The organism is Cyanobacterium aponinum PCC 10605 (genome assembly GCF_000317675.1).
In the GTDB taxonomy this organism is placed as follows: Bacteria; Cyanobacteriota; Cyanobacteriia; order Cyanobacteriales; family Cyanobacteriaceae; genus PCC-10605.
Window position 1 is genome coordinate 441648 of sequence record NC_019776.1, and the last position, 26800, is coordinate 468447.

Below are 26800 nucleotides of genomic sequence, written 5' to 3' on the forward strand. Positions count from 1 at the left end.
CTCCTCATCACCCTAACACCTGCAACCTGCCACCCGAAACCTACCCTTATCCGATATTCTTAAACCGAATTGAGGTTATTTACCGTTAATTCTTCTCATGGCTTCGATGACGTTTTCACGACTGTTGAAAGCACTAAGACGAAAATAACCTTCCCCTGCGGCACCAAAACCAGATCCGGGAGTGCCAACTACATTATCATTGTGTAAGAGTTTGTCGAAAAAGTCCCAACTAGATAAACCATCGGGGGTTTTTACCCATACATAAGGTGCATTAACACCACCATAAACGGTTAAACCAGCTTTAGTGAGTTCTTCTCGAATAATCTTAGCATTTTCGAGGTAAAAGTTGACTAATTCTTTAATTTGTGCTTTTCCTTCGGGAGAATATACTGCTTCTGCTCCTCTTTGTACGATGTAAGATACACCGTTAAATTTTGTGGATTGGCGACGATTCCAGAGTTTCCATAACTCTACTTCACTGCCATCATTCGCTTTTCCTTTGAGGGTTTTAGGTACAACGGTTAAAGCACAACGAGTTCCTGTAAATCCTGCATTTTTGGAAAAAGAGCGAAATTCGATCGCACATTCTTTTGCCCCTTCTATTTCATAAATGGAATGAGGTAAAGTAGGATCGGTAATAAAGGCTTCATAGGCGGCATCGAATAAAATAATAGAATCGTTTGCCTTGGCATAGTCCACCCATTTTTGTAAATACTCTTTAGTAGCTGTTGCACCGGTAGGATTGTTGGGGAAACAAAGATAGATTAAATCAACTGCTTCGTTAGGTAATTCGGCGGTAAAATCATTTTCGGCACTGATGGGGAGGTAAACTAAACCCTCATACTCTCCTTTCTCGTTGGCTTCTCCTGTATGACCAGCCATGACATTTGTATCAACGTAAACAGGATATACTGGGTCTGTAACGGCAATTTTATTATCTTTGCCAAAAATGTCTAAAATATTGCCTGTATCGCACTTAGAACCGTCAGAGATAAAGATTTCATCTGGGGATATATCACACCCTCTAGCTTGAAAATCATTAGTTGCGATCGCCTCTCTTAACCATAGGTATCCTTGTTCAGGTCCATAACCTTTGAAATTAGCGCGATCGCCCATATCTTCCACTGCTTTCACCATCGCATTACGACAGGCTTGGGGTAAAGGTTCAGTAACGTCACCAATGCCCAATTTGATAATTTTAGCGTCGGGATTTGCTTGAGCAAAAGCGTTAACCCGTCTAGCAATTTCAGGAAAAAGATAACCAGCTTTTAATTTTAAGTAATTATCGTTAATTCGTGCCATTATTAATAAATGTAAAGATTAATCATCTCAGTTTATCATTAATTAGGTTCTGCTGAAATAGTTGGATTCATTACATATAATCACTACTTTGCTAAGTTTCTATGGTAAATGTAACTTTTTAGCAATATATACACCATAACTATAATAATTTTTATATTTCTTGTATAATTCTATTTCCTTATTTTCAGCTTCGACTATTGCTCTAGCATCTTCACTATTACCATTTCGCATAAGGAAATCTTGAAAGTTATTCTGCATCGGTTGATAGTAATTATCTAACCAACAATGTTCTGGTAAAACAAAGTAGCCAATGGGAGAATAACCGTTTTTCTCTAATATCTTAATCTTGGAAGATGACACATCTATTTCTGGATATTCTTTTTCCCAATATTGCTGAACCTCTAAAGGGCGAGAATTACTAATCCAAGTAATTTCTGAAACTACTAATAATCCACCCACTTTTAAATAACGATTCCAGTCTATTACTCCTTTTTCAAAACCCATATTGTATATTGCACCCTCAGACCAAATAACGTCATATTCTTCGTCTTCAAAGGGTAAATTTTCCATGGAACAACAAAGAGTACTTATTTTTTCTGCCAATCCAGAATTTTTTGCCCTAGTGTTAAGTATGTCGAGAAAGTCTTGAAGAAAATCCACCGCCGTAATTTGAGCATCTAAAAGATTCCCTAATAATAGAGTAGAAGCCCCTGTGCCACAGCCTATATCGGCAATCTTCAAAGGTTGGGATTTATCTAGCATTCCTAAATCAAGTGCCTTTTTTGACTCAGTATCACCTCCAGGACCTTGTCTATAGGCATTTTTATGAAGATCTATTAAAAGTTGATAATCTTCCATTTTTTCTTCTTATGTACAGGGTTAGTGAATTAAGCTATGCTTTTTAGTTTAGATCGGGAATGGGCAACGAAGCACTCTTGCAATGGTAATAATATTTTGAGTGTTAGATAAATAAATGGAGCATAGGGGATTCGAACCCCTGACCTCTGCGGTGCGATCGCAGCACTCTACCAACTGAGCTAATGCCCCGAATCAACCTTCCATTATAACGTAAAATTAGCTTTCATAGTATCATTGATCCAATCTAAATCTAATTGCATCAGATTATCCACACACCAATTAGCTTGTCGTTGTAACAGATGTAAGGGATAGGTGTTTGCGACTCCAACCACTGCCATACCAGCATTTTTTCCAGCTTCGATTCCTGCGGGGGTATCTTCAATTACTAAACATTCCGATGGTTTTAATTCTAGGGAGGGATTTTGTTGATTGATTTTTTCCACTGCGAGCAAGTAACCATCACCAGAAGGCTTACTGGTTTTGATGTCATCTCCTGCCACAATTACGGAGAAGTATTGACAAATGTTCATTTTTTCTAGTATATATTCTGTTTCTGTGCGTAATGCCCCTGTAACGATTCCGAGGGATAAATGACGAGATTGTAATGATAAAATAAATTCAGTGATGCGATCGCAACTTGGTAATTTTTCCATTTCCTCAAGGATTCGCCGATAATCTTGAGCTTTTCTTTGAATCAATTTGTCTAAATATTCTTCACCTATAACTCTACCTCTTGCTTCTAATATATCTTTAATACAGGCGCGATCGCTTCTTCCTAGGCAAAATTTCTGATATTGATTACCCGATGGCGGTAAATTTTCCCTCAATAATAACTCATCAATTAGTTTTTGGTGAATTATCTCATCATTAACAATAACCCCATTAAAATCAAATAGAATCGCTTTCAACACCATACAATAACCCCTTAAAGCATCGATTAATAAAACCTAAGCACTGACATCACTACAATTAATTATAATAACCCGAGTTCATGATAAATTTTTCTGACTATGGTCAAAAAAAGGGCAAAGGTAAGTAGTGAATAGTGAATAGTGAATAGTTGATAATTACTCGTTACTCGTTACTCATTACTTTTTTCTGAAACCTGATACCTGCCACCTCTCCTTCCATCCCCTCATCCCCCTATCCCCAACACCTGCTACCTAACACCTAGAAACTACCTCAATTAAATATTTTTAAGCCAAACTGAAGTTACAATAAAGCACCCCCACAACTAGAACCACTCCCTGCAGTACAACCATAACAATAATCTTCCGTTCTGATTTGAGAAATTAGATCTAAACTATTGCTATCTAAAATATCATCTAAGGTTAGTTTTTTTCCTTGATGATTGACAGCATTAAGACCACTCATTTGATTAAAATCACAATCATAAATATTTCCCAAATAATCAATAGATAACTGATTTCTACACATTAAAAAAGGTAAGGTCGCACTATTAAAATTAGCTTCTAAAAATCTTAAATAATCCTGTGTTAAATTAAATTTATCTAAGTAGAATTTAGTCCTTCCAATGGGTAAATTAGTAATAGTAAATAGATTATTGAATTTAATTTGAAAATTGTCTTTTAAATATTTTTTATAATTCTCTTCTAAGTTATCTTGTCTAGGAGTTAAATTAAATTTTTTTTCTTGTGGTAAAACAGGATTATAAACTAAGTCTAAAATTAAGTTAGGATCATAGCCATAGCCTAGCTGATTTAACTTTTGTAAAGCTAATACTGACTTATTATAGACTCCATTACCTCTTTGTTTATCAACATTACCCTCTAAATAACAAGGTAGAGATGCAACTACTCTTAATTGGTTATCAGCAAAGTATTCAGGTAAATACTCATAATTATTTTCAAAAAATATGGTCAGGTTAGTTCTTACTATTACTTCTTTATTAAATTTTCTAGCTACTCTAACAATCTCAGCAAAACCATAATTCATTTCTGGAGCTCCCCCCGTTAAATCTACTGTTTTTATTTGGGGGAACAATTCAATAATTTTTAATATTTTTTGACAGGCTATTTCACTTAATTCTTCTGTTCTTTTTGGGGATGCTTCTACATGACAATGAGTACAACTAATATTACATTTTCTTCCTAAATTAATTTGCAGAATATCAATTTTCTCTTTGGGTAAATTATGCTTAACTCGCTCAGAAAAACTCATAATGCTGTCAGAAAAACTCATTGTTGCTTCTTAAATTTGATATTATTTTCTTATTTTTAACTATTATTTAAGTTATAACAACTCATAATTGATTATGAAGGCAAAAGTCAGTAGGATCAATTATCATGGTTTTCCTGTTAGTAAATTGAATATTCATGAATAGCGATTATAATTATAGTGCGATCGAACCCAAAATTAAAGAATTAGTTAAACAGATTTGGGATATAGCCGAAGAATCCCAAGAAAATCTTTTTGCAGTACTCTTTATCTTAAGGGAATTAGAAACATTGCACCGCAACATTCAACAACAAATGTTTGAACCAGCTTTGCCAGATACTCGTCATCGCCTCTATTTACTTTTAAGACATTTAGAAGAAGTAGGAGGATGGCCTTACATAGAAAGAATGCGACTTAGAGATATTTGTGCCAAATTAATCCTCTCGGAAAATAACTCAACACAGACAACAGAAGAAATTTAAATTAATAAATTTATAATGAAATATAGTCAATTTTGTAAGCAAAGATAAATGTCAGACATTTATTTTATCAGTTATAAACTATTCTCCTTTGTTCCTTGCCCTTTTCTCCATCACTCATAGATAAAATCTCGAACTTAGGTTAATTAATAAATGCGGAACCCGGGACTTGAACCCGGAAGTTCTTGCGAACACTAGAACCTGAATCTAGCGCGTCTACCAATTCCGCCAGTCCCGCCCTGATAATTTAACAATTCTAGCGTATTTAGCAATTATCTGGGAAATTATTTCAAAATCCATTCTAAACCAATATTAAGTTGGGAGTCTTCCTGCTTAATAGAATTTTGCCAACTAATACCACTCGATAAGCGTAAATGTTTATTAATCGCATATCCTGCTTTGATTTCTGTAACCCCCACTTCATCATTGCTAGTAGGAGCGATAAAACTTTGAATTAAAGATATATCCGCCGCACCTTGAGGAGAAAATGCCAATTTGACTTTAACACCAACATTAACACCATCACTATGATAACCATTGGTTTCAATGTACCGATAACCAACCACAGGAGCAATGTTAATATAACTACCTAAAGGTAAAAGATAATATTGTATCGTGCTACCGACAGAGAGACGTTGCCCTTGAGAATTATTACTTAAATCACTGCTGTAGTCGGCACTAAAAGTTAGAGGAGTATCACCTACAAATAAATCTTCAATGCCAAAATAAACGCCACCAGAATGATGATTAGAGGGAAACTGACTATATCCAATGCGAAATAAGGTAGGAAAACTAGGCTGATTGCGAATTTCGTCACTAACATCGGGAATTTCTTTAATCCATTTTTGAATAACTGGACTATTTTCTATTAGGCTAGGATCAACATCTAAGTTTGAACTATCACCGACTGTCTCGCCACAAACTTGGGAAATAGACAATGAATAAAAAACGAGGGTAAGAACAAAAACAGGTAAAGACAAAAAACGAATATTCACAAAAACCTGAATATATTTAACAAGGTCATAATTAGGGTATTTAAAATAACCCTTTTCCCTCTCTTCTCTTTCCTTTTCTCTAACCTCACTACTATCTTTTATTCCCTCACAGAGTACAGTTAAAATATTCACAATTTATAATATAGATTGGATTTGTTGTAAGAGATATTCTATTTTTTTGTTTGCGGGTTCTAAGGTTTGAAGTTGATTTCTTGCAGAATTTAATTCCTGTTGCAAAGGATTGATATTTTGTTCTAAAAGTTCCACCTCAACCTCAATTTTCGCAACTTGTTGATATAAATTCAACCACTCTTCTTCTAAAATTTCCGTTTGAGCTTGTTTTTGTTCATACTGTTGTCTAACTTGATTTAATTCTTGTTCTAAATGGGGGCGAGTTTGTCGTAAATTATTCATCTCATTTTCTACTCTTTCTTTATTTCTGGCAATAATATCTTTTTGCACCTCTATTTCATCCTTTAAAGGGCGAAGGCTAACTGTTTCAGAAAATTCCACATCTGCTAAACCCTTACGACGACTTAAAATTTTCAAATGCTCATTTAAAACTTTCTGTTGCTTTTTGAGGTTTCTTCTTTGTCCTACTAAGGTTTCATTTAACAGTTTCATGGCTTCCTGAGCATCTGCTAGTTCTGTTTCTAGGGAAAATTTTTCCACTTCACTAGCTTGAGAAAGTTTATGTTGAACTTCCTTCACTTCATTACTTTGTAAAGATAATTCTTCTTCTTGCATATTGACGAAATTAACCAGCTTGGAAGTTTCTTGTTGTAAATTATTAAAAACTTCCTCTAATTCCCCTAAAGGCATAGATTCAAGTCTTTGGAAATCAATATCAGTTTCATCACTGTCATCCATTAAAAAACTAACCTCATCATCAAGACGTTGAACAGCTTGAAAATTATGATTAATACGCTCAAAAGCGCTTTCTTTTTCTTTCAGTAAATGTTCTTGTAATTCTAAATTGATAACGGCTTGTTGCAATTTTTCATGCAATACCCTCACCTCTTGCCTATGTTGTAATAAACTTTGCTTTTTAGAACTTAGTGCCTGTTGCTTTTGTTGCAAGGTGGTTTTTTGAACTTCTAGCTGTTGCCAACAATTATCTAATAATGCTTGTTGATTATCTAAGGCTGATAGTGCTTGGGGTAATAATTCTCTGTTATAGCCACTTTGACTAAATTCTTGGATAACGTTAGCTAAATTTTCTTTATTTTGATTGGAACGAGCCTGTTCTTGTCTAACTTGTTCCCATGCACCACTAAGTTTTTCTTTCTCCTCTTCTAGTCTGGCTAGTTCTTGTTGCTGTTGCTGTAATAATTGTTGTTGCTGATCTAGTTCTGCTTGACGACGACCAATTTCTTCCCCTTGAAGTTGCAAAGATTCTTTCCACGTTTCTATTTCCTCTTCTTGAGCCTTTGACTTCTCTAAGGTTCTGGAAAGATGACGTAAATAATTAACTATTCTTTGACCTGCCAATTCAGGATTGGATTGTAATTGTTTATTTCCATCTAAATTGAGAATATAGAGAGTACCTTTTCCTGTTTGATCGTTATGGTAACGATGTCATCTCCGGAAACAATATTCCATGTTTGATCACTGGCTTGTACTGCTAACAGTTTTAATTCTGTTTTATAGCCACCAACAAAACCTCTATTTTGAACTTTTACCTCTGCCAGATATAACACAAATCCTGATCCCTACTTATGGTTTACCTTTTTATAATATATTCCTCTAATCATAAATGATAATAGCTCATGATTGGATTTTGCCACTAAATGATTGAGGTTGTTTGTATCCTAATTGACCATGATTATCCTAATTTTTTCTCCCCTCACTCGTTGATTTTAAGTCCTTGGAGTTTCTATTAAAGACAAAGTTGTTCTTGACGTACAAAACTATCAGCTTCTGAACGTGCTAAGGGGTCTATTTGTCTTGCCGCTCTCAATCCTGATTCGATCGCACCTTCTACCTTGAAATCGGGGTGGGTAGTAAAATCTCCAGCAAATTGACGACTCTCACCATTAAATCAGAGAAAGAAACTCTAATTAGACCGTTTCTGCTTCTGTTTTTTGGATGAGACTTAATTGAATAAAACGGGTAATTATGTGGGATAAAAACCCAATAGGACCAGCGAATAAACAAAGAATTAGGGAGTGAATCGTCCAGATTTTTTCAGTTTGTCCTTGCCAATAAATATATCTACCTAAAAATAAGTCTAAAACAAGAAAGTGAACCCAACCAGCAAAAGTAATATTTGGATTACTGAAAACTTGTGCTAAATCTGTCAATTTAGGATTTGATAATATTTCAATTGATTCAGAATTTAAGCCAGTAATAAATAAATATATATAGACAAATATTAAGGGCAAAAAGATCACATAAGATTTCATTATTTTTTGTGTCCACTGCCAATTAGGAAGAAAAACCATCATTGTCCAAAATGGTAAAACAAATAAATTGGTTAAATTAAATAATTGGTTTAGCTCGATCATTGATTTCTATTTTTTCTAACTCCAAATATGAAAATGATACAATAAAAACAATTTTTTCTGTACTTTAATCAAACCTTACCCAATTAATTATTATGAATATTTATTCTAATTTTATTAAGTTTTCTTGTTTATTATTATTTCTTCTTCCTCTGGCTAGTTGTGGAAATCCGCCTGAAACTACTGCCCAAGAAGAGGAATCTTTACCTCCATCTGCTCGTATTCCTTCTGTGGATATTCAGGCAGTTTCTAGGGAATTTTTGACTCCTACAAGGGAATATATCGGTACAACTGAACCCTTAAAAGAGGTTATCATACGTTCTCAAGCGGAGGGGCAATTATTGGAGTTAACAGTAGATGTAGGCGATCGCATCTTGAAAGGTCAAACTATCGCATCCTTGGATGATACTTTACTCAATGCCTCTTTAGCAAGGGCGCAAGCGGAATTAATTTCCCTTAACTCTGCCGTTACCGAAGCTCAATCTGATGTTATTTCTGCTCAAGCGGAGGTGGAATCTGCGAGGGTGCGTTTTCAACAAGCTCAAGTTGATGCCAATAGATTACAACAGTTATACGAAGAAGGTGCGATCGCAAAAAGAGAAGTAGAATTAGCTCAAACAGAAGCGAAAACCGCAGAACAGACTTTAAAATCAGCACAATCTCAAGTAAAGGTGAGAGAAGCGGCAGTAGAAACCGCTAAGGGAAGAATTACCAGTCAAAAAGCGGTTATTGCTGAGGAAAAAAAGAGATTAGCATTTACAAAAATAAAATCTCCCTCTGATGGTTATGTTTTAGAAAGATTAACGGAAGAAGGTAACTTAATTCAAACAGGGGGGGAAATTATTAGTATCGGCGATTTTAGCCAAGCCATTGTCAATGTAGCGGTATCGGAATTGGATTTAGCGAAAGTGGCATTAGGTAAAACCGTTAACGTCAAACTAGATGCGTTTCCTAATCAAACATTTACAGGTATTATTAATCAAATATCCCCTGCCGCCCAAGGTGACTCCAGACAAATTCCCCTAGAAATTCTTTTAAGCAATCCCGAAGGGAAAATCAAACAAGGCTTACTTGCAAGGGTTAAATTTACCGCCGATAATCCTTCTCTTACGATTCCTGAATCAGCTTTACAGGTGGGAGAGCGAGATAATATAGTATTTGTGGTTAATAATCAATCTTCAGAAACAAAAGTTATTGCCAAAGAAGTAACACTAGGAAAAAGAAGAAACGGTAAGGTAGAAGTTTTAACGGGTTTAAATGAAGCAGATAAAATAGTTTCCCGTAGTAGTAACTCTTTAAAAGATAACCAGAAAGTAAAACTCAGTGCTATTAGCAAATAAGCAATAAGTTACCCGAGTCGGGATAAATTTTCATCTATGAGTGATGGCGAAAAGGGCAATTAGTGAATAGTGAATAGTTGATAATTAAAAATTAAGAATTAAAAACTCTGAACACTCATTACTTTCTTCTAAAACCTAAAACCTGAAACCTGACACCTCTTTCATAACTCCGAACTCGTTTCTCCCCAATACCCCAAAATTTTGAACTCCAAATTCCAATCTTTTATTTTTTTGTTGCTTCTAAAATGCAGACTTCCTCGGATGTAGTAACTATCCGATGGAGAGTTAAACCAGCTAGAGAAAAAAGTTCTTCAAATTCGATTTTACTTCTTTCTTTCCCCCCCGGACACATTACCAACATATTCAAATCCAACATCTTTGCTGATGAGGGTGTATCTCCTTGAGGTACAATCATTTCCATCACAAGAATTTTACCATGTTCTGGTAGCACTTCACGACAATTTTGCAAAATTGCGATCGCACTTTCGTCACCCCAATCATGAATAATATGCTTAAGTAAATAAGCGTCACCTCCAGAAGGTATTTTCTCGAAGAAACTGCCACTAATTGCCTGACAACGGTTATTAATGTTATGTTTTTTCAAGGTTTCCTGACAATGGCTAATAACATATTCCTCATCAAAAAGAATACCTTGACATTGAGGATATTTTTCCAGAATTGAGCCTAACATTTCCCCATAACCACCTCCCACATCAACAATGGTAGTAAAATCAGAGAAATCATAAGCCTCTAAAATCGCCCTTTCCTCACTGAAAGAAAAACTACTCATAGAATTTTCAAAAATTTCTGCATCTTCTGGATGAGACTTAAAATATTCAAAAACTCCCATGCCAAATACATCATCAAAGGCTGGTTTTCCTGTTTTCACGCTGTGAAATAAATTACCCCATGCCTGATAATGAGGGGCTTCTCCTAACATAATCGCTGTTGCTTTTACCGATTGGGGATGATTTTCACATAAATATTCCCCCAAAGGAGTTAGACTAAAACGTTGAGATTCAACTTCAGAAAAAATTCCCACACTAGCTAAGGCTCTCATCACACGATACAGTGCGGAAGAGTTAATATTCTTTAAACTAGCCATTTTTTCGCAAGTCTGAGGGCTATTTTGCAATAAATCAGGAATACCTAATTTGCTAATGACATAAATAGATTGAGATAACCAATAACCAGAAATCATCTGAGTTAATTGAATATGAGGCGGTAAGAGATGATTATTCATCAATTTAACGATATTTTTTCTAGGTTTATCTTGATTGTAAATCACAATTTACTGATCAAATTAAAAATTTAAATCCTTTTTTAATGGGTATCAAAAACATAAATTTGTTTAGCAACTAAAAAACGAATAGGCAAATAATCTGTTAAGCTATTGGCAATAAATATAGCTTCTTCATAATTATTAGTTGTAGTTACTGTTAAAGATAAACCATAATTTACCCCTAAAGGATCAATTAAAATAAAATAACGATTATCCGTTTGTAAGTATTGTTGAGAATAACTAGATTTGATTTCATCCAAACAGTTTGTTATTACTTCATTATCATTGATATGAACTTGTGTTTCTTGTTGAGTTGTATAAAGTTTTTCTAAGGTATAAACAATAAAACCATAGTCTAAACAAGGACAATAATAAGGGTCAAAAGGTACATTTTTATACAATAAAGAGAATTTATTATTACTATAAAAAAAATATAAATTTTCTGTCGTTTCAGCAAAATCAAAAGGTTTTTCTTTTAAAAATAAAGGAGAGTTATTAGTAAAATTGCCTTCTTTCATCCAATAGCGAGAATCATCTATCAATCCTTCTTCAACATCAATAAAATATTCTGGTTGTTCTACCAATTCTTCCAAATGAGCAATTAAAATTCTAGCCTGTCCTCGTCTGCTTAAAAAATTTTTTTCCTTAATTAACTCATCACAGTTTTTTTTAATTAACCATAAAATTTCTTCAATTTCAGGATTTAAGCGAGGTTGTAAAGGATCATATTTTTTGTCCATCATAAATTTTTTTAATCACTATATTATCTTGGTTTCGTATTCCAAGGATCTATGGATATTTTATCAAAATTGTTTTCTTTTTGTACTTTAATAATATCATTATTAACTACTATTTTTTTCTCATCTTGATGATGTTCCTTTTCTGGTAACAAATCTGATGTTATTTCTGGAGTGAATTGTTCGGGTTTCTTAAACTTACTTTTACCTTCGCTATTTTGATTATATTCTGGGTTATATTTATTTTGTTTTTCTTGTCTTAAATATTCTAGTAAAAATTGTTTATTATATTTAGCTTGTATAAATTCGTTATCTAATTCACAGGCTTTATCATAGTGAATAATCGCCTGTCTATATTTCCCTAAATCTACATAAATAATAGCTAAATTATAATAGGCTTTTACATAATTTGGTACTAAATTAATGGCTGATTTATAGTTATAAATTGCTTGGTTTATTTCTCCTAAATCATTGTATATAATAGCTAAATTATAATAGGCTTTAGCTAGGGAAGGATTTAACTGTAAGGCTTTTCGATAGTCTTCTAATGCACCCTCTTTATCGCCTAATTCGTAGCGAATATTTCCCCTATTATAAAAGCCTTGGTAAAGATTATTATTTAAAATAAGCACTTGGGAATAGTCTTCAAAAGCCTTTAATAAACTATTTGTTTTTTCATAACATAACGCTCTTCTATAGTAAGCATAAATTGAGAGGGGATTAATTTTTATTTCCTCTGTATAGTCAAATATTGCTTCTTGATAACTTTGTATTTTATATTTTATATAACCTCGCCAATGGTAAGCTAAGTCATACTTAGGATATATAATGATAGCTTGATTAAGATCTGCTAATGCTCCTTGTTGACTCCCTATTTTCCATTTTGCGATCGCTCTTAATAAATAAACTTTATAATCGATAGAATTATTTTTTAAAACTTGATCATAGCAGTAAATAGCACTTAAATAATCACCATGATTGTTATGTAAACTAGCTTGTTTTAAATAGTCATATTTTTGATCTAAATAAGATGTTAAATAAAATTTTAACCCCCCCATATATAAGAGATGAGAAAAAGAAAAAGTGAATCTATTTTGTCTTTTGGAAATATTTAAAGTGTAGGTAGGTAAAAATCCGGCAAAAATAATTTTATATTGACTTTTATTTAGTGTTAAATCTTCCCCAGAAAAAGCACATAATACAATTTGATTACTTTTTACTTCTTCTGGGGTAAAAAACCATTTTACATCAGCAAAATCAGCAATATTTGCAGAATCAGCTATGACTAATTTGACGATAATGCGAAAGTTATGATTATCCTTCAATGCAAGAATCAAAAAATCATCAAGAAAATGTTGCTCAGGATTTACTTCCACTAGCAAATCGCCAAAACTTAAATTAACACAGTATTTTATCAGTTTATTTTTAAAGATATTTTCTGTTAATTGATTATCATGATTATCTAGGGTTTCTTGTAATTTTTCTGCTAATTTTTCGGAAGATTGAATCAGAGGAATAGCTTTATTTTTATTAACAACAAAAGACTCTCCAAATACACCCTTAAAACGATGAGACAAAAAATGTTCTGATTTAAGGCGATAAATGAAGTCTTCTTGTTGATTTTTGAGTAGAGCAACCCAATCCATAGTTTTTATCTAAACATCATTTTTCCTAGTTAATAAGTAATACGATTAGATGGAGGATGAGGAGGAAACGAATTCGGAGTTTTGAGGGTTTGGGGTGTTGGGGTATTGGGGAGAAACAAGTAATGAGTAATGAAGATGAGAGTTAGGAGTTTTTAATTCTTCATTCTTCATTTTTAATTCTTCATTCTTCCTTTGCCCCTTGCCTTTACTCTTTGCCCTTTTAACCTTTTTATATGATAGCCAACACCTGAATTATAAAACTTTAATTTCTTGAATCAACCATTTATCGCCCTCTTTTACTAAAGAATACTCTACTAATAATCGTTCTTCATAAGAAAATCTGGGTTTTAATGCACCGTTTTGATAATATTGAGACTTTTCCCACACTTCGGCTTTAATAATTGCTTCTGTTGTATTCTGAGGGTTAACTTCTGCTGACTGTATCTTAATATCATGTTCATAACGTCTATAAGCATTAATTCTTCTTAAAGCATTACCATTAGCAATCCATACGGAAGCAAGGGGTTGAGAAAGCACCTGATTGAGTGGGATAAAATTATAATTAGGCCCCGTGGCTTCTTGTTTTGCATTTAGCCATCCTGCAATAATTTCTGAGGCTTTTTCTGGAGTTAATTGATTTTGCAGATTCTCTTTGATTAGCTCTTTTTCTGGGGATGGTAATTGAATTAAAGGTTCTGACAAAGGTATATTCAAGGGTTCGGGTTTTGGTTTAAATAAGATTTTAACCGCTAAAAATGCGGTCACTGAAAGTGCGGCTACGCCGAGCGCAGTTGAAATAATTAAGCCAATTAAAGGAACAAAAACAGGACTTTTATACCAAGGAGATAAATTTCGGGGGGTTGACTTAGCAACAGATGGCGTATCTTCCTCCGAATCTGTTTCTATTTCCGCATCCAGAAAATCGCCAAAACCAATTAAATCTTCTGATGGGGATAATTCATCCTCTACCAACAAAGATGTGGTTTGCTTTTCTTCTTCTGCTTCTACTACTTGAGTATTGATAATATGAGATTGGTTTTCTTGTCTGTTATCATCAATAATTTTTTCTTCCTCACTGATAGGTAAGTTTGATGCAGAATAGTTAATTTGTGAAATATTGTTAACTTCTACAGAAGGAGAAGATTCGTTTAAGACTTCTGTTTCACTGATTAAAGGAGGAGAGATACTTTCTAAATAATTTTGCACTTTCTCATCCGCAAAGTAGGCTTGTAAGGAAGAATCCACATTTCTTAAACCTTTAAATTGGGGAAAAACTTCTGTTTGTAACCATTTTTCCGTATAAACACACAATCCGGGTAATAAATCGGGAGAATTAGCCGATATTTCTTGAATACGTGCGATCGCATCTTTTTCCTTACTCTGACTTAGGGAAAACTCTGCCTCGGTAGTCTGTCCTAATAATAAAGCACAAATAGACTGTTCTAAATAAACATCTTGATGAATAGTTAAAGAAATTAAATTATTTTTTGCCTTAATAATTAAATCTGGTTTTCTTTCAGTAAATCCTCTCGCCAAACAAGCATAAGCAGTTAAATAAGCCGCCGCAGGAGAGGGTCTTTTTGCCTCATTTTCAAATAAAATTTGTTGCTCTTCTGCTGTTAAATAAACTCTGATTTGTTGTATAAAACGTAAAAAACTATCAACATTTAATCCAGAATCATCAATTTTTTGACTCTCAATGCCTCCCCTAATATTTAAAATTTCTTGAAGCAAATTAAGAGCTTTTTCTCGATCTTCTTTTATTTCATTTTCTCTAGTTAATAATTCTAAAATTTCATAAGGTTTTAACTTTCCTAAATCTTGCTTAATTTCTTTTTTTAAAGGTTGAAATAAATCTTCTTGATTCAAAAGATTATAAGACTTTTGCAAATAATTAGCCGCTAATTCATATTCTTTATCTTGCCACTTCTCCCTTGCTAATTCTAAATAGGCTAAAACCGCCGTTAAAATTAAATCTTGCCAAATAAAATCAATTTCTTCCTTATTATCTGTTAAATCTTCTAGGTTATTTTTATCTTCAAGGTAGGGTGTTGCTAATCTTAAAACTAATTCAAAATCTCCTAAATCATAAAGAATAATTAACGCCCCTACTAACAAATCATTGGTAATTTCTACCGTCACTTCTTCCGATGTTTCAAGAAAAATATCCTCTTGGGATTCTTTCGTAAATAGAGAAGACTCATATTCTAGGCGAGATTCTTCATCTTTTAGGACATCATAAGCAACTTTAAGTAAGTTCTGACGAGAGGTGATGCCATATTCACTATAACCCTCATGGGGTAACTGAAGCAAACGATCTTCATAGGCTTGATTAATTAAATCTGAATCCGCCTGAAGGGGGACTCCGAGAATACGAAAGTAATCTAAGGATATTTGCACGACTAACTATAATTAAGATTGCAGAAGGACATTAATTTACTAACTTGAGATTTTAGCATTGACTATTTGAATTAGAAATTGATTTACATTACGATTAAGAAAACTTGTTAACAAAACCTCAATTTTGGTTTAAGAATATCGGATAAGGGTGGGTTTCAGGCTTCAATTGATTATTAATTACTAAATACTAAAAATACTATCGCCATTGTCTTGCACTAAGTTACTTGATAGTTGCTAAGTAATAATACTACAGTAAAAAACTAAGGTAAATTTTCTAAATCGTTTAAATCTTTAAATCTTCCACTAGCCTGTTTATTCAATTTTAAATGTTTTAAGCTAATTAAATTGACATCAATATCGTCAATTTTTGTTATTAATCTTTCAGCAAAACAATCTGAAAACTTAACTCCTGAAATGGTGGTTAATATTTCTAATCTCAGTGGTGGATTTCCCATTCTAATAATTTTATTTTCCTGCAAAAATAATTTAGGTGATAAATTCAGGTAAATCAAATCCAAATTCTTTTAATACTTCCACTACTTTTTCGGCATTATCTGGATTAATTGCGATCCAAATATCCATATCTCCTATTGAAAGAGGATAACCATAATAGCTAACCGCATAACCTCCTACCAACAGATATTCAACTTGTTTTAAATTCAGCAATTTCAAAAAATCTCTGAAGTCTAGCGGTAGTTGCATCTTCGCCATAATTAATTACTCTCATCATTTCTAACGCTTTTAACCTATCTTCTGGTTTCTTCTTTAACCAATAAGTTTTTTCGTCTGTTTCATCTGTTAAACTGGTGATGTTTATTACTGATTTATCTATTCTTTTTTTTGTCATTATTATTAGCTATTGTTAATTATTTTTATTTATTTTAACATATTAATTCTTTTTGTAATAGTTTTATTTTAAATAATTTTAATGTAGAATTAGTTAATTTTCATTGAACTAGCTTACCAAATTATGACATCAGAAATGTGGTCAGAAATTATCTCAAAAATTAATCAAAATATTGAGCAAAAATTTGAAATGTGCGATCGCCGCTCTATTGGAGGGGGTTGTATTAATCAAGCCTATCAATTAATTGGCACTCAAGAAAGTTATTTTATTAAATTAAATAGTGCCTCTAGTTTAGATATGTTTATGGCGGAGGCGTTGGGATTAGAAGAAATGTACTCAACCCATACCATTTTAGTGCCGAAACCAATTTGTTACGGTATTGCGGGAAATAATAGCTATATTGTTTTGGAGTATTTTGAATTAGGTAGAGGTAGCAGTCAATCATGGCAACTAATGGGGAAAAAACTAGCACAACTCCATCGCTATCAAAAAGAAACCCGTTTCGGTTGGAAAATAAATAATACGATTGGTTCAACTCCTCAGATTAATGATTGGGGGGATAATTGGTCAGAATTTTTTGCAGAAACGAGAATTGGCTATCAACTGAAACTAGCTAATCGTAAAGGGGCAAATTTTTCAAATATTGGGGAAATAGTGGCTCAAATTAAAGATATTCTTAGCCATAGAAACCCGCATCCTTCTTTACTTCACGGTGATTTATGGTCTGGCAATGCCGCTTTTACTGCTGATGGCACACCTACTATTTTTGATCCTGCTTTTTATTATGGCGATCGAGAAGCTGATATAGCTATGACGGAATTGTTCGGCGGTTTTCCCTCTGACTTCTATCAAGGCTATAACCAAGAATACCCCCTAGATAGTGGCTACCAACAAAGAAAAACTATCTACAACCTCTATCATATTCTTAATCACTTTAACCTCTTTGGAGGTGGTTATTTATCTCAAGCAAAATCGATGATTAACAGAATCATTAAGTAGCGAATATATTTCAAAAGGACAACGGCAATTAGTAATTAAGACAAGGTAAAAGGCAAAAGGCAAAAGTCTTTTAACTTCTCCCAACACCCCAATACCCTGAAACCTGAAACCTGAAACCTGAAACCTCTTTTATCACCCCTAACTTTGAACCCAGATCCAGTATTATCTTTGTCTTAGGAATACTCCTATTCCGTTATGAACTCTGGCAACAGTGGCGGGAGAGCGGTCTATAATTGCCCCGCCGAGGTAAATTTGAGTAGAACTTCCTCCATCTAAATTAAGGGCGGAAATAGCCCCCATTCTTTGGAGAATTTGAGCCATTTCGGCAAGGGTTGGACCTGCTCCACCGATTCTACTATGTACGGCAACTAAGAGAATTTTACCTTGATTGTTAACTGCGATCGCACTTCTGGAGGCTTTTTGGGTATTAAAGGCTTTACTGAAATTTTCCGCTTCCCCATTTAAAACAATTTGACCATTAAGAAGCAATAGAGGACCCGCCCCCATAATATAAGGATAACTAGCGAAATCCGTAGGATTAGTATATGTATTGACGGTAACAGAGTCATTAAGACTAAATTTGTCTGCTCCTGTCCTAAATTTACGAAACACTAACAGATAACCTTTAGGGGGAATATTAATACTGTCTTCTCCTGCTTTAACTCCCACAATTTTGTCTCTGATAATGCCATTTTCCACCACTGCAACGATTTCTCCATCACTAAGAGTAGTATAATTGAAACCCCAATTTTCCGTATAACGGGCTAATCCTGCTTGTATATATCCACTATTAACATAATTATTGATGATGCGATCGCCTCTACCCGTTGTAATAGTTTCTTCTAATTTAATGCGATCAATTTTTACCTCTCCTAAATCATTCCAAGCAATAACCCCTCGATTTAAAATTGGACTCGATAGCCAGTTTTCTCTATCTTTAATCGCTCCCAATGGCAATTGATTATTACGATTGAAAAATCCCCCATTGATTCCCGCCATTGCCCCTGAATTTTGAGCTGTGGTTTTTAAAGGTGCTATACCAATGACAGTATTATTATTCGTCAAAATAGGACGTAAATCTAAATTATAGCTTTTTGTATTTAAGGTAAGAGAGGATACTAAAAACTGGTCTTTGTTATTATTTATACCAACATACTTTCTACTATAAATAACATCATCATTCCATAATATATCCCTAGGATTAATAGCAGTTGCATTAATATCAACAAATAATATATTCGGATTAGCAGAAGTTACTTTTAAATTAGAAAAAGCAGGTAAATTAATATTAACTAAAGTTTTATTATCTTTACTAGAAATAGTAAATAATTTACTATTATTAATATTTATATTTTCAGGAATTTCGTCCCCTTCTTCCTCTTGAATAACGGGGTTATTATTATTAGACGGGAGACTGGGAAAAAGAGAATTATCCGCTTGACTATCAAGGGAAATTATCCCCACATCTTTACCTTGACTTACTTGAAAAAAACTAGGTTGATTCAGTTCAATAATAATTTTTTTACCCTGAGTTTCTGACACCTCATAAATCTTATTAACTCTACTAGGGGGCAATTTTAAAGCTAAATAAGGATTAATATTCTCTATCTCTAAAGAAGTATTTTTAACTAAATCTGTTATGTCTAAATAACGATAAGGATTGAGAAATTGAGTTGGTAAAATATTACTATAAGCGAACCATTGCACAGGTTGTTTATCTTTATTCGTTGTACTTAATAACTCTATTCCTAAATTAGCTTCTGCGGCAAAATCTGCTAAACCTGTATGAATTTCCCCTCCTTGTTGCCATTGTATCCAAGGTAAATTAACATTTTTATCATTAATAATTACCTCATTACCTTTATTAACTACGTTTAAAACCTCATCTTGTGTAACTTGAGGGACAACATCTTGAGCAAAAACATCTTTGAAAAATTTTCCTTGAACTAAAAGAGGAAATGCACTAATTAAATTTACAAAAAAAAGAGACGCAATAAAAAGAATTAAAAACTTAGATTTTATCAAAGTTAATTTCATAATGACCTTCCTGAGTCTAACTAGGTGGCTCAAACTAAATAAATAAAAGTTTGTAGTTACCCCTTTAGGGGTTTTAAAGAATTGATATATAAGGGCTAAAGCCCTAACTATGAAAACTGTATCATTGATATTTTTTATGGAGTAGAATGACTTATAAATCTCTTCATTTTTAGACCCAAATTTAGCTCCTTAGTTCCATCTTTTTATCCTTATCACTAAATTTTTTCCAAGCTAAATATTATTTGGACAACAAAAAAAAATTAGTATTTTTTACCCGATGATTAATCAATAAAATAAGTCAAATGGGTCTTACTTTAAATGGTTAATTTTGATTTTTTAAAGTCAAAGAGGCAATTAAACCAAAAGTACCTGCAACAGTACCTATACCTAACCATAAAGGAAAAGAGTAACCTTTAATATCTGCAACGATTCCCGCACTTAATCCAATAATACAATGCAACAGCATCAACCAAAATACAGTATTAGGATCTGGATTAGTCAATATTTCTATCATTTGATATTAGTTTAACTTATTCGATTATTTTCAATAATTATAATATCTGTTTTTATTCATACATTAGTTTTACCTGAGTTCCATATAAAATTTTCAGTTAAGGTAGGCAAAAGGGGAAACCCCTCTGTGTCTCCCCTTAAAAGGGGAGAAAGAGAACCGGGAAAAGTGATAAAAATTAATGGAAAATATTACTCTATGGATTTTAGCTGATTTTTAACTGAATTCAATTACTGTTTCAGCTTTCTTGAGATAGGTATTACCTCAATATATAATCAATTTATCTACTTTTTTCGTCCATATCTAGTTACTTTTACTCCGAACCCCGAACCCCGTTCACGACTGAAAGGAGTGTAATAGTGCAGCGAACTCTCTGAACTCAGATAGTTTTAGTTTTACTCCTCTGTTATGTGGAAATTTAACGTGATATGTGTCTAGGAATTTTGATTTTTCATGGCTTTAGCATAATCATAAACTAAATTGAAAAAGTCTTTAACTGTGGGAATTTGTAAACGATCTTTTGTGGTAATTAAAACAACTTCTCTGGTTAACTGTTGGATTTGAGATTGATGGGATTTTAAGGTAATGGGAATAATGCTCAAAGAGGGGTCAGATTTTGATTCTTGTAGGGCAGATTCTGGTAAAAGGGCGATAAAATTACCTTGACGAATAACTCCCCGAAAAGCATCAAGGGTATTTAATTCCATTGCCACTTCTAAATCAAAACCATGTCCGGCAAATACTTCTTGAACAATTCTTTGCATTCCATAACCGTCTTTAAATATTACTTGGCTATAGGGGGCTAAATCAACTATGGTAACGCTGTCTTTTGTGGCAAGGGGATGGGTGCTAGAAACTAACACTTGTATCGGTTCATAATATAAATGTTTGCAAACCATTTCTGAGGTGGAAGTGAGATATTTATTATTCATCACTACTGCAACGTCCACTAATCCATCTCGTAATACTTTTAAAGCGCGATCGCTTCCTAGGGCTGTAACTCTAAGTTGTACTTGGGGATGACTTTGACAAAATGATTGAAGGATAGGGGGGAGAAAATAAGCACAAACAGAGTGAATTCCTGCAACGCATAATTCTGGTTGTTCTCCCTGTAACAGTTGTTGAATTTTATACTCGATTTTATCCCATTCTTGACAAATGCGTTTGGCATGGGGTAGCAGTTTTTCTCCTGAAACGGTTAATTTTGCTTGTGCTTGTCGATGGAATAAAGCTGTATTTAGATGACTTTCTAAACCCTGTACTTGACGGCTAATAGTTGATTGAGTGACACCACAAAGTTTTGCCGCTTGTCCAAAACTCCCTGTTTCACTAACGGCTACAAAAGCTCTTATTTGTTCAATTCTCATAGATTAGACTTTTTTCCTGCCCACTGCTTTTACTCCACAAACTATTAAGTTACAGAGGAGGGTACTTTTGATTCTGTTAAAATCAATACGAAATTATAAATTACAGTCCATTGTTCGAGAAATCAGAGTGTAGATACCTTCTAACAATCCTGACATTGCAAGACTTGGTAAATGTCCTTGAGGTGCGTTTAAATCATAGTTGAGATCTTCGGTGAATAGCCATAAACCTTTATTTCTCCAACCAACGCGATCGCCCATACTCTCCCAAACTTTTTTATCATGGGATCTTTTTCCACCTAAACTGAGATAAATTCTTTTTTGTACGGAAAAACCAAATTTGCCTTGACTGTATTTAGTCCATAAGCGATCAATCGAGTGTAAATCTTCACAGGGAAACTCCTGCATGGCATGGCGATCGATCCAACCAAAATCTTCTTTATTAACAGCTTTGAGCATTAATTTTTGTGTTTCTAAGTCTGCTTCTTGCCATTTTTTTTGACTCAGTAATTCTTCTAAATGATGATAGTCTATACCCACTGCAGACATTTTGGGTTTCTTTTGCGGTTCAATTACAGTTTCAGAGGATGATATTTCGGTTTGGGAAACGATTTCTTCTAAATGGGTATCAATGATGGACTCTTGATTGTCATAGTTAGATTTTACAGGAATAATGGGATTATTTTCAAAACGAGTGGGAGAAAGGGGATCATAAGTATATTCTTGGGGAGGTTGATTGGTTTGATGAGGTCTAGCTTTAATTCTCCTTACTTTTTTCTTTTTGGGTACGGGAATGATGGGAATAATGGGTAGAGGATGATGAGTGTTAGCTCTGTTATTTTTCGATGGTTGTGAGGTTTCGGGCGTGGTGGGAATGATAGGGTAATTGGGGGTCGGGGTATTATTTGTCAAGTGAATTTCAACATCTTCGGTAAGCATATTTAACCACTCTGCTACTGACTCAGGACGATTTTCTGGTAACAATTCCATGCCCTTTAAAATGGCTAAATTGGTGCGATCGCTTATTTTGGAGTTGTGGGTTTGAGGAGAAATTAAATTAATACCTTGTTGGCGAAATTGAGCAGGAAAAGGTATTTGTAGGGTTAAGATGTAGTATAAAGTTGCAGAAAGAGCATAAACATCGGTATAAGCTCCTCTTTTCGCATTTCTCTGATATTGTTCAATGGGTGCAAAACCTTCTGTACGGGAATTAGTATGAATCTGGGTTTTATCTTCTATAAAATCTCTTGCTAAACCAAAATCAATCAATACCGCCTCGTTATTTTCTATGCGACGCATAATATTAGCTGGTTTAACATCACGGTGTAAAATTCCTTGCTTGTGAATATAAGTTAAAGCACTGCCTACTTGGTAAATGTAGCGAATAGCCTCAAACTCAGAAAATCCCCCCTGTTTTTTCACTAAGGTTTCTAAATTACCACCATCAATGTATTCCATTACCATACACCACAAATCTTCTTCCTGACAGACATCATCCACCCGAATTACATGAACATGACTACACTTTGCTAAACGAAAAGCCTCTTGAATAAATCTTTCCTGATGCTTGGCAAAATTGGGTAGAGCTTGAATATTGGCGTTGAGGGTTTTAATGGCAACTATATTCTCATTAACAACATCTTTTGCTTTATACGTAATACCTGCACCCCCTGCCCCTAATACTTTTTCTATAACATATCTTCCCTTTTGAATAATTTTCCCCGCTTTCCAGTAACTCATAATAATTGCGATAGTCTTATGCTTTCTATTCTCTGCAATTTTATTTTATCCCTAATCTTTGATTCAGCGATGAAGAGTTTATGGAGATACGTGCTATAAAGCAGATCCTTAATATGTTTAGCTCCACTCAGGAACAGCTCCTTTCGATGAATGCACTGTGTTACTTTGTTTTTGGCGTTTTGAGGGCTTGGGATTGGAGGTGATGGGAAAAAAGAATAAGGGAGAATAGTTTGGCAAGAAAGTTCAAGCACTAGTTTTGCAAACGGTACAGAGTTTTAATTATTAATTATCAACTATTAGACCTCTTGCAAAATAAAAATTAAGATAAAATTAGTGCAGTTTAAAACCAATTTTGTCATTGTTGCTTCTACTCTATTCTCTGTTCCCTGACTTCTGCAAGAAGTCTATTTATTAAACCACCAATTCCTAACCGAATAACAGACATCTTCAAACAAGCAATTATATTTTGCGTAACATCAGTTATTATCAAATCTTTCGAAAATGAGTGCTGTATTAGCTATAAGACCAATAATTTGAGCAAAGGGATCTAACACCTGTGATGTAGCATCAGAAACCACCGCAAATCCTGAACGTTCAATGAAAACAATATCATTGTTAAGCAAAGGTGGATTATTTTCCTTATTCAAAGGAGCAGAAAAGTCGATTTTGACCATTCTTTCTGTAACTGTGCCATTGGGATTGAGTCTAATTAATTTTGCTGTTGCTTCATTGGCACGACGATTATTAAAACCTCCTGCCTGAAGTAGTGCTTGTTGTAAGCTAACATTCGGCGGTAGTTGCTTTAAACCGGGGTCTTTAACTTCGCCAATCACGCTAACATTAATGGTATTAGGGGAAAAACTAGCTACTGCCACTTGACGCACTTCACTATCATCAATAGATTCCGCTGTAGGAATAAAAACTCGATCGCCATTTTGTAAAATTGCATCTTCTGTGAATTTACCCGTTTGTAAGATTTCCCAGAGATTAACTTTTATTGTTTGGTCTTCTCCAGAAGGTAATGTTCTTCTTACTTCTATGTTGCGAATGTCGGCTTTAGCTGTTAATCCCCCTGCGGTTTTAATTGCCCTAGTGGCGGTAGGAATACCTGCTAAACTTTGTTCGCTGTTAATTACTCGATTACTGTCAAATGACAACTCATCGGTAAGGTTATTAGCTTTTACGTCGTCACCAGTTAAGGTGTATGGCCCTGGGCGGTTAACCTCTCCCACAATACTAATAGAAATTGGTAGGCTAAGATTCGCACTAAAATTGGCAGTCGCTGTTCTCAATACTTCTGCTGGATCGATATTTTGGGCGCTAGGTATAATGATGCGATCGCCATCTCTAAGGACAATATTTTGCTGTAAATCACCATTTTGAAGGAAATCCCATAAATTAACGGGAATAATATACTCTCTGCCCTTAAAATTACGCTCTACCCTGAGATTACGAATATCCGCCGAAGCATTAATACCATTACCCAATTGTAAAGCACTAATTAAAGTGGGAAACTTTTTACCAGAAGTTTGACTGCTACCTCCCCCACCGCTTCCTCCCGTTTCAAAGGGAATGGAATAAGAGCCTGGAGTGCGGATTTCACCTACCATAGCAATAGTAATAGGACGAGGAATAGTTAAATCAATACTAACAATAGGATCTCTCAATAAACCTTGGGAGACATACTCTTGACTAATAAGAAGTTCAGCTTCTGCCAATGTTAAACCAGCTACAGTAACACGATTAATTAAAGGTAAATTCAAAGTACCATCAACTAACACTTGATATTCTCTGCTATACTCAGGCACATTGAAAATATTTAGTGAAACAACATCGCCTGCATCTAAAGTATAAGGAAATCTCTGAGCTAAACTGTCTTGTGAAGCAGATATAGGATAGTCACTATTAACTGTGTTGGGGTTGTTATTGCCCGTTAAAGGTTTTAAAGGCTGACGTTGTGCTAATTCTTGAGCAAACACATTGCAACTCAGTAAATTAAACATCAAAAGCACTAATGCTGTAGTGGAATAGTAGATCTTTTGCATAATACAGTAATAGTAAAAAGATTTTAATTATGAAAGCTATTAAATTATAGTTTGATTGAAAAATCTGACTTCATTAAGAATTTATACATATTCTATTGATAGTGATATGTTTTGAGAAATAATCACAAAAATATTTTCTAGCATTGTATCTCATTTTCTGCCAAAGTTTGTCATTTTTAGTAATTTTGAAAAGATAAATAGTTTTTTTGCGCCAAAGCGAACTAAGGGGGAAGAATTTAAGATAAAATAACCTGAGTTTGGGATAAATTTTTCTTGTTACTGTGGGAAAAGAGTAATGAGCAAAGTTAAAAAAGCAAGGGGTAAACCCCCCTTTATCCCCTCTAAATAGGGGGAGGGCAGTTGAATATATTCAACCCCTACCGCCCCAACACCCTACTACCTGCAACCTAAAACCTGACAACTCTTTCCTAACTCTGAACACTCTATCTTCTAACACATGGACTATCGAAGACTGGAAAAAATAAAGCGAATTCTCCAGCGAAGACAACCTGATTTAACCTTAATTACCGATAATGTCAATAACTTTCGTAATTTATCCGCCATAATACGCAGTTGTGAAGCGGTGGGGACGATGGAAGTTCATTTAGTTAATAATCAACAAGAAAAACTATACTTAATCAATAAAGTAACTGCAGGTGCAGAGCGATGGTTAACACAAACTCGGCATTCTAGTATTGTGACTGGGATTAACCACTTAAAAAAAAGGGGTTTTACTATTTATGCAACTCATTTGGGTGATCCCGAAGGGATCTGCTGCGCAGTACGCACCCTAGATTATCGTAAGATGGATTATACAAAACCCACCGCCTTTGTTGTAGGTTCAGAAAAAAAAGGTATTAGCGAAGAAGCCTTAGAAAATGCTGACTATCATATTAGTATTCCAATGATGGGCATGACACAATCATTAAATGTTTCGGTTGCCACTGCTATTATTTTGTTTGAGGCACAAAGACAAAGAGAAGAAAAAGGGTATTATCAACAGCTAAGAACGTCTCAAGAAATTTATGAGAAAACTATTTTTGAGTGGGCTTATCCGGAAGCCGCACTCGCTTACAGAGCCAACAAAAAACCCTATCCACCACTAACGGAAACTGGAGAAATCAAGCGAGATTATAAATCCAGTAAAGCATCTTCTTGATGGGTTTTGATTACACCGTCAGAAGTAGCATAAGCCTTACAAGTAAGGAAAAATCCCGCTTCAATTTCCTTATCTTTAAGGAAGTCATAATCGTGATTAACGGTACCTTCAACTATTTTTGCTGTGCAACTGACACAAACACCAGCACGACAAGAGTAAGGTAAGTTAAAACCCTGTCTTTCGGCGGCATCTAAAATATACTCATCTGCATTGACTTCAATCACGTTATCAATGCCTTTTTCTTCATTTATTAATTTTATTTTATAACTATTTGCCATCGCAATAACAATGATTATTTTCTTAAAACTCGATATTTTATCTTAATGCTCATTGATCCCCTAATTTCTAATTTACTTGATAATATTAAGTAATCTTTA

The 26800-nt window shown here is 34.2% G+C and carries 25 protein-coding genes, 2 tRNA genes and 1 pseudogene; 4 read left to right on the forward strand and 24 right to left on the reverse strand.

The window, feature by feature from the left end:
• Window positions 1–75: 75 nt before the first annotated feature.
• The 5 genes from CYAN10605_RS01755 to arsS all read right to left on the reverse strand — a co-directional run bounded on the left by CYAN10605_RS01755 (window position 76) and on the right by arsS (window position 4362).
• Window positions 76–1302: an LL-diaminopimelate aminotransferase gene (locus CYAN10605_RS01755; protein ID WP_015218222.1), complete on the reverse strand. Its 1227-nt coding sequence runs from the start codon at window positions 1300–1302 to the stop codon at window positions 76–78.
• Between the two features lie 99 nt (window positions 1303–1401).
• Window positions 1402–2160: a class I SAM-dependent methyltransferase gene (locus CYAN10605_RS01760; protein ID WP_015218223.1), complete on the reverse strand. Its 759-nt coding sequence runs from the start codon at window positions 2158–2160 to the stop codon at window positions 1402–1404.
• Between the two features lie 116 nt (window positions 2161–2276).
• Window positions 2277–2349 (reverse strand) — tRNA-Ala (locus tag CYAN10605_RS01765).
• A gap of 14 nt (window positions 2350–2363) precedes the next feature.
• Entirely contained in the window at window positions 2364–3071 is a 708-nt protein-coding gene (locus tag CYAN10605_RS01770; RefSeq protein WP_206536265.1) for an HAD family hydrolase, read from the reverse strand.
• Between the two features lie 301 nt (window positions 3072–3372).
• Window positions 3373–4362 carry an arsenosugar biosynthesis radical SAM (seleno)protein ArsS gene (arsS, locus tag CYAN10605_RS01775; RefSeq protein ID WP_015218225.1) on the reverse strand — a complete coding sequence of 330 codons (990 nt, stop codon included), beginning with the start codon at window positions 4360–4362 and terminating at the stop codon, window positions 3373–3375.
• Window positions 4363–4496: 134 nt separating this feature from the next.
• Here arsS and CYAN10605_RS01780 point away from each other — a divergent pair, with 134 nt between their 5' ends.
• Entirely contained in the window at window positions 4497–4820 is a 324-nt protein-coding gene (locus tag CYAN10605_RS01780; RefSeq protein ID WP_015218226.1) for a hypothetical protein, read from the forward strand.
• A 151-nt stretch (window positions 4821–4971) separates the two neighbouring features.
• Here the strand turns inward: CYAN10605_RS01780 and CYAN10605_RS01785 are convergent.
• The 6 genes and pseudogenes from CYAN10605_RS01785 to CYAN10605_RS01800 form a co-directional block, all read right to left on the reverse strand.
• Window positions 4972–5055, reverse strand: a tRNA-Leu gene (locus CYAN10605_RS01785).
• A gap of 46 nt (window positions 5056–5101) precedes the next feature.
• Complete coding sequence (locus CYAN10605_RS01790; protein ID WP_015218227.1) at window positions 5102–5944, reverse strand: hypothetical protein; 843 nt, start codon at window positions 5942–5944, stop codon at window positions 5102–5104.
• 3 nt (window positions 5945–5947) lie between these two features.
• Entirely contained in the window at window positions 5948–7348 is a 1401-nt protein-coding gene (gene hmpF, locus CYAN10605_RS01795; protein ID WP_241212815.1) for a pilus motility taxis protein HmpF, read from the reverse strand.
• On the reverse strand, window positions 7336–7512 hold the full coding sequence (locus tag CYAN10605_RS18750) for an HmpF-related protein (RefSeq protein ID WP_190275009.1): 177 nt from the start codon (window positions 7510–7512) through the stop codon (window positions 7336–7338). The genes hmpF and CYAN10605_RS18750 overlap by 13 nt, the downstream gene beginning before the upstream one ends.
• A 179-nt stretch (window positions 7513–7691) precedes the next feature.
• Window positions 7692–7823, reverse strand: a pseudogene (locus CYAN10605_RS19425) (hypothetical protein); the annotation flags it as partial.
• Between the two features lie 49 nt (window positions 7824–7872).
• Window positions 7873–8319 carry an ABA4-like family protein gene (locus tag CYAN10605_RS01800; RefSeq protein WP_015218228.1) on the reverse strand — a complete coding sequence of 149 codons (447 nt, stop codon included), beginning with the start codon at window positions 8317–8319 and terminating at the stop codon, window positions 7873–7875.
• A 92-nt stretch (window positions 8320–8411) separates the two neighbouring features.
• Here CYAN10605_RS01800 and CYAN10605_RS01805 point away from each other — a divergent pair, with 92 nt between their 5' ends.
• Entirely contained in the window at window positions 8412–9656 is a 1245-nt protein-coding gene (locus CYAN10605_RS01805; RefSeq protein WP_015218229.1) for an efflux RND transporter periplasmic adaptor subunit, read from the forward strand.
• A gap of 223 nt (window positions 9657–9879) precedes the next feature.
• Here the strand turns inward: CYAN10605_RS01805 and CYAN10605_RS01810 are convergent, their stop codons facing one another.
• From CYAN10605_RS01810 to CYAN10605_RS01835, 7 genes are all read right to left on the reverse strand, one after another.
• Window positions 9880–10899, reverse strand: coding sequence for a methyltransferase (locus tag CYAN10605_RS01810; RefSeq protein WP_041922607.1), 1020 nt, complete (start codon window positions 10897–10899; stop codon window positions 9880–9882).
• An 80-nt stretch (window positions 10900–10979) separates the two neighbouring features.
• A complete protein-coding gene (locus tag CYAN10605_RS01815; RefSeq protein ID WP_015218231.1) occupies window positions 10980–11681 on the reverse strand; it encodes a hypothetical protein in 702 nt (233 codons plus the stop codon).
• A 20-nt stretch (window positions 11682–11701) separates the two neighbouring features.
• A complete protein-coding gene (locus CYAN10605_RS01820) occupies window positions 11702–13321 on the reverse strand; it encodes a tetratricopeptide repeat protein (RefSeq protein WP_015218232.1) in 1620 nt (539 codons plus the stop codon).
• Between the two features lie 252 nt (window positions 13322–13573).
• Complete coding sequence (locus CYAN10605_RS01825; protein WP_015218233.1) at window positions 13574–15721, reverse strand: IMS domain-containing protein; 2148 nt, start codon at window positions 15719–15721, stop codon at window positions 13574–13576.
• A 260-nt stretch (window positions 15722–15981) separates the two neighbouring features.
• Complete coding sequence (locus CYAN10605_RS18310; RefSeq protein WP_051018083.1) at window positions 15982–16176, reverse strand: hypothetical protein; 195 nt, start codon at window positions 16174–16176, stop codon at window positions 15982–15984.
• A gap of 31 nt (window positions 16177–16207) precedes the next feature.
• Entirely contained in the window at window positions 16208–16387 is a 180-nt protein-coding gene (locus CYAN10605_RS18495) for a hypothetical protein (RefSeq protein WP_150108921.1), read from the reverse strand.
• The gene (locus CYAN10605_RS01835; protein ID WP_015218234.1) at window positions 16365–16568 is read right to left on the reverse strand and encodes a hypothetical protein; all 204 of its coding nucleotides are present in this window, start codon (window positions 16566–16568) and stop codon (window positions 16365–16367) included. Before CYAN10605_RS01835 ends, CYAN10605_RS18495 begins: the two co-directional genes overlap by 23 nt.
• A 135-nt stretch (window positions 16569–16703) precedes the next feature.
• Here CYAN10605_RS01835 and CYAN10605_RS01840 point away from each other — a divergent pair, with 135 nt between their 5' ends.
• Window positions 16704–17567, forward strand: a complete 864-nt coding sequence (locus CYAN10605_RS01840; RefSeq protein ID WP_041922608.1) for a fructosamine kinase family protein — start codon at window positions 16704–16706, stop codon at window positions 17565–17567.
• A 162-nt stretch (window positions 17568–17729) separates the two neighbouring features.
• On the opposite strand, the gene CYAN10605_RS01845 is transcribed toward CYAN10605_RS01840, so the two are convergent.
• From CYAN10605_RS01845 to CYAN10605_RS01865, 5 genes are all read right to left on the reverse strand, one after another.
• Window positions 17730–19604, reverse strand: a complete 1875-nt coding sequence (locus CYAN10605_RS01845) for a phosphodiester glycosidase family protein (RefSeq protein ID WP_015218236.1) — start codon at window positions 19602–19604, stop codon at window positions 17730–17732.
• A 322-nt stretch (window positions 19605–19926) separates the two neighbouring features.
• Window positions 19927–20118, reverse strand: coding sequence for a hypothetical protein (locus CYAN10605_RS01850; RefSeq protein WP_015218237.1), 192 nt, complete (start codon window positions 20116–20118; stop codon window positions 19927–19929).
• Window positions 20119–20549: 431 nt separating this feature from the next.
• A complete protein-coding gene (locus tag CYAN10605_RS01855) occupies window positions 20550–21482 on the reverse strand; it encodes a LysR family transcriptional regulator (RefSeq protein ID WP_015218238.1) in 933 nt (310 codons plus the stop codon).
• Window positions 21483–21575: 93 nt separating this feature from the next.
• Window positions 21576–23219: a serine/threonine-protein kinase gene (locus tag CYAN10605_RS01860; RefSeq protein ID WP_015218239.1), complete on the reverse strand. Its 1644-nt coding sequence runs from the start codon at window positions 23217–23219 to the stop codon at window positions 21576–21578.
• Window positions 23220–23695: 476 nt separating this feature from the next.
• Window positions 23696–25264, reverse strand: coding sequence for a polysaccharide biosynthesis/export family protein (locus CYAN10605_RS01865; protein WP_015218240.1), 1569 nt, complete (start codon window positions 25262–25264; stop codon window positions 23696–23698).
• A gap of 457 nt (window positions 25265–25721) precedes the next feature.
• Here CYAN10605_RS01865 and CYAN10605_RS01870 point away from each other — a divergent pair, with 457 nt between their 5' ends.
• Window positions 25722–26423: a TrmH family RNA methyltransferase gene (locus tag CYAN10605_RS01870; protein WP_015218241.1), complete on the forward strand. Its 702-nt coding sequence runs from the start codon at window positions 25722–25724 to the stop codon at window positions 26421–26423.
• Here CYAN10605_RS01870 and CYAN10605_RS01875 read toward each other — a convergent pair.
• Window positions 26396–26701 (reverse strand): 2Fe-2S iron-sulfur cluster-binding protein, encoded by a 306-nt coding sequence (locus CYAN10605_RS01875; RefSeq protein WP_015218242.1) that lies wholly within the window; start codon window positions 26699–26701, stop codon window positions 26396–26398. The two genes, CYAN10605_RS01870 and CYAN10605_RS01875, sit on opposite strands and share 28 nt — an antisense overlap.
• Window positions 26702–26800: the final 99 nt, after the last annotated feature.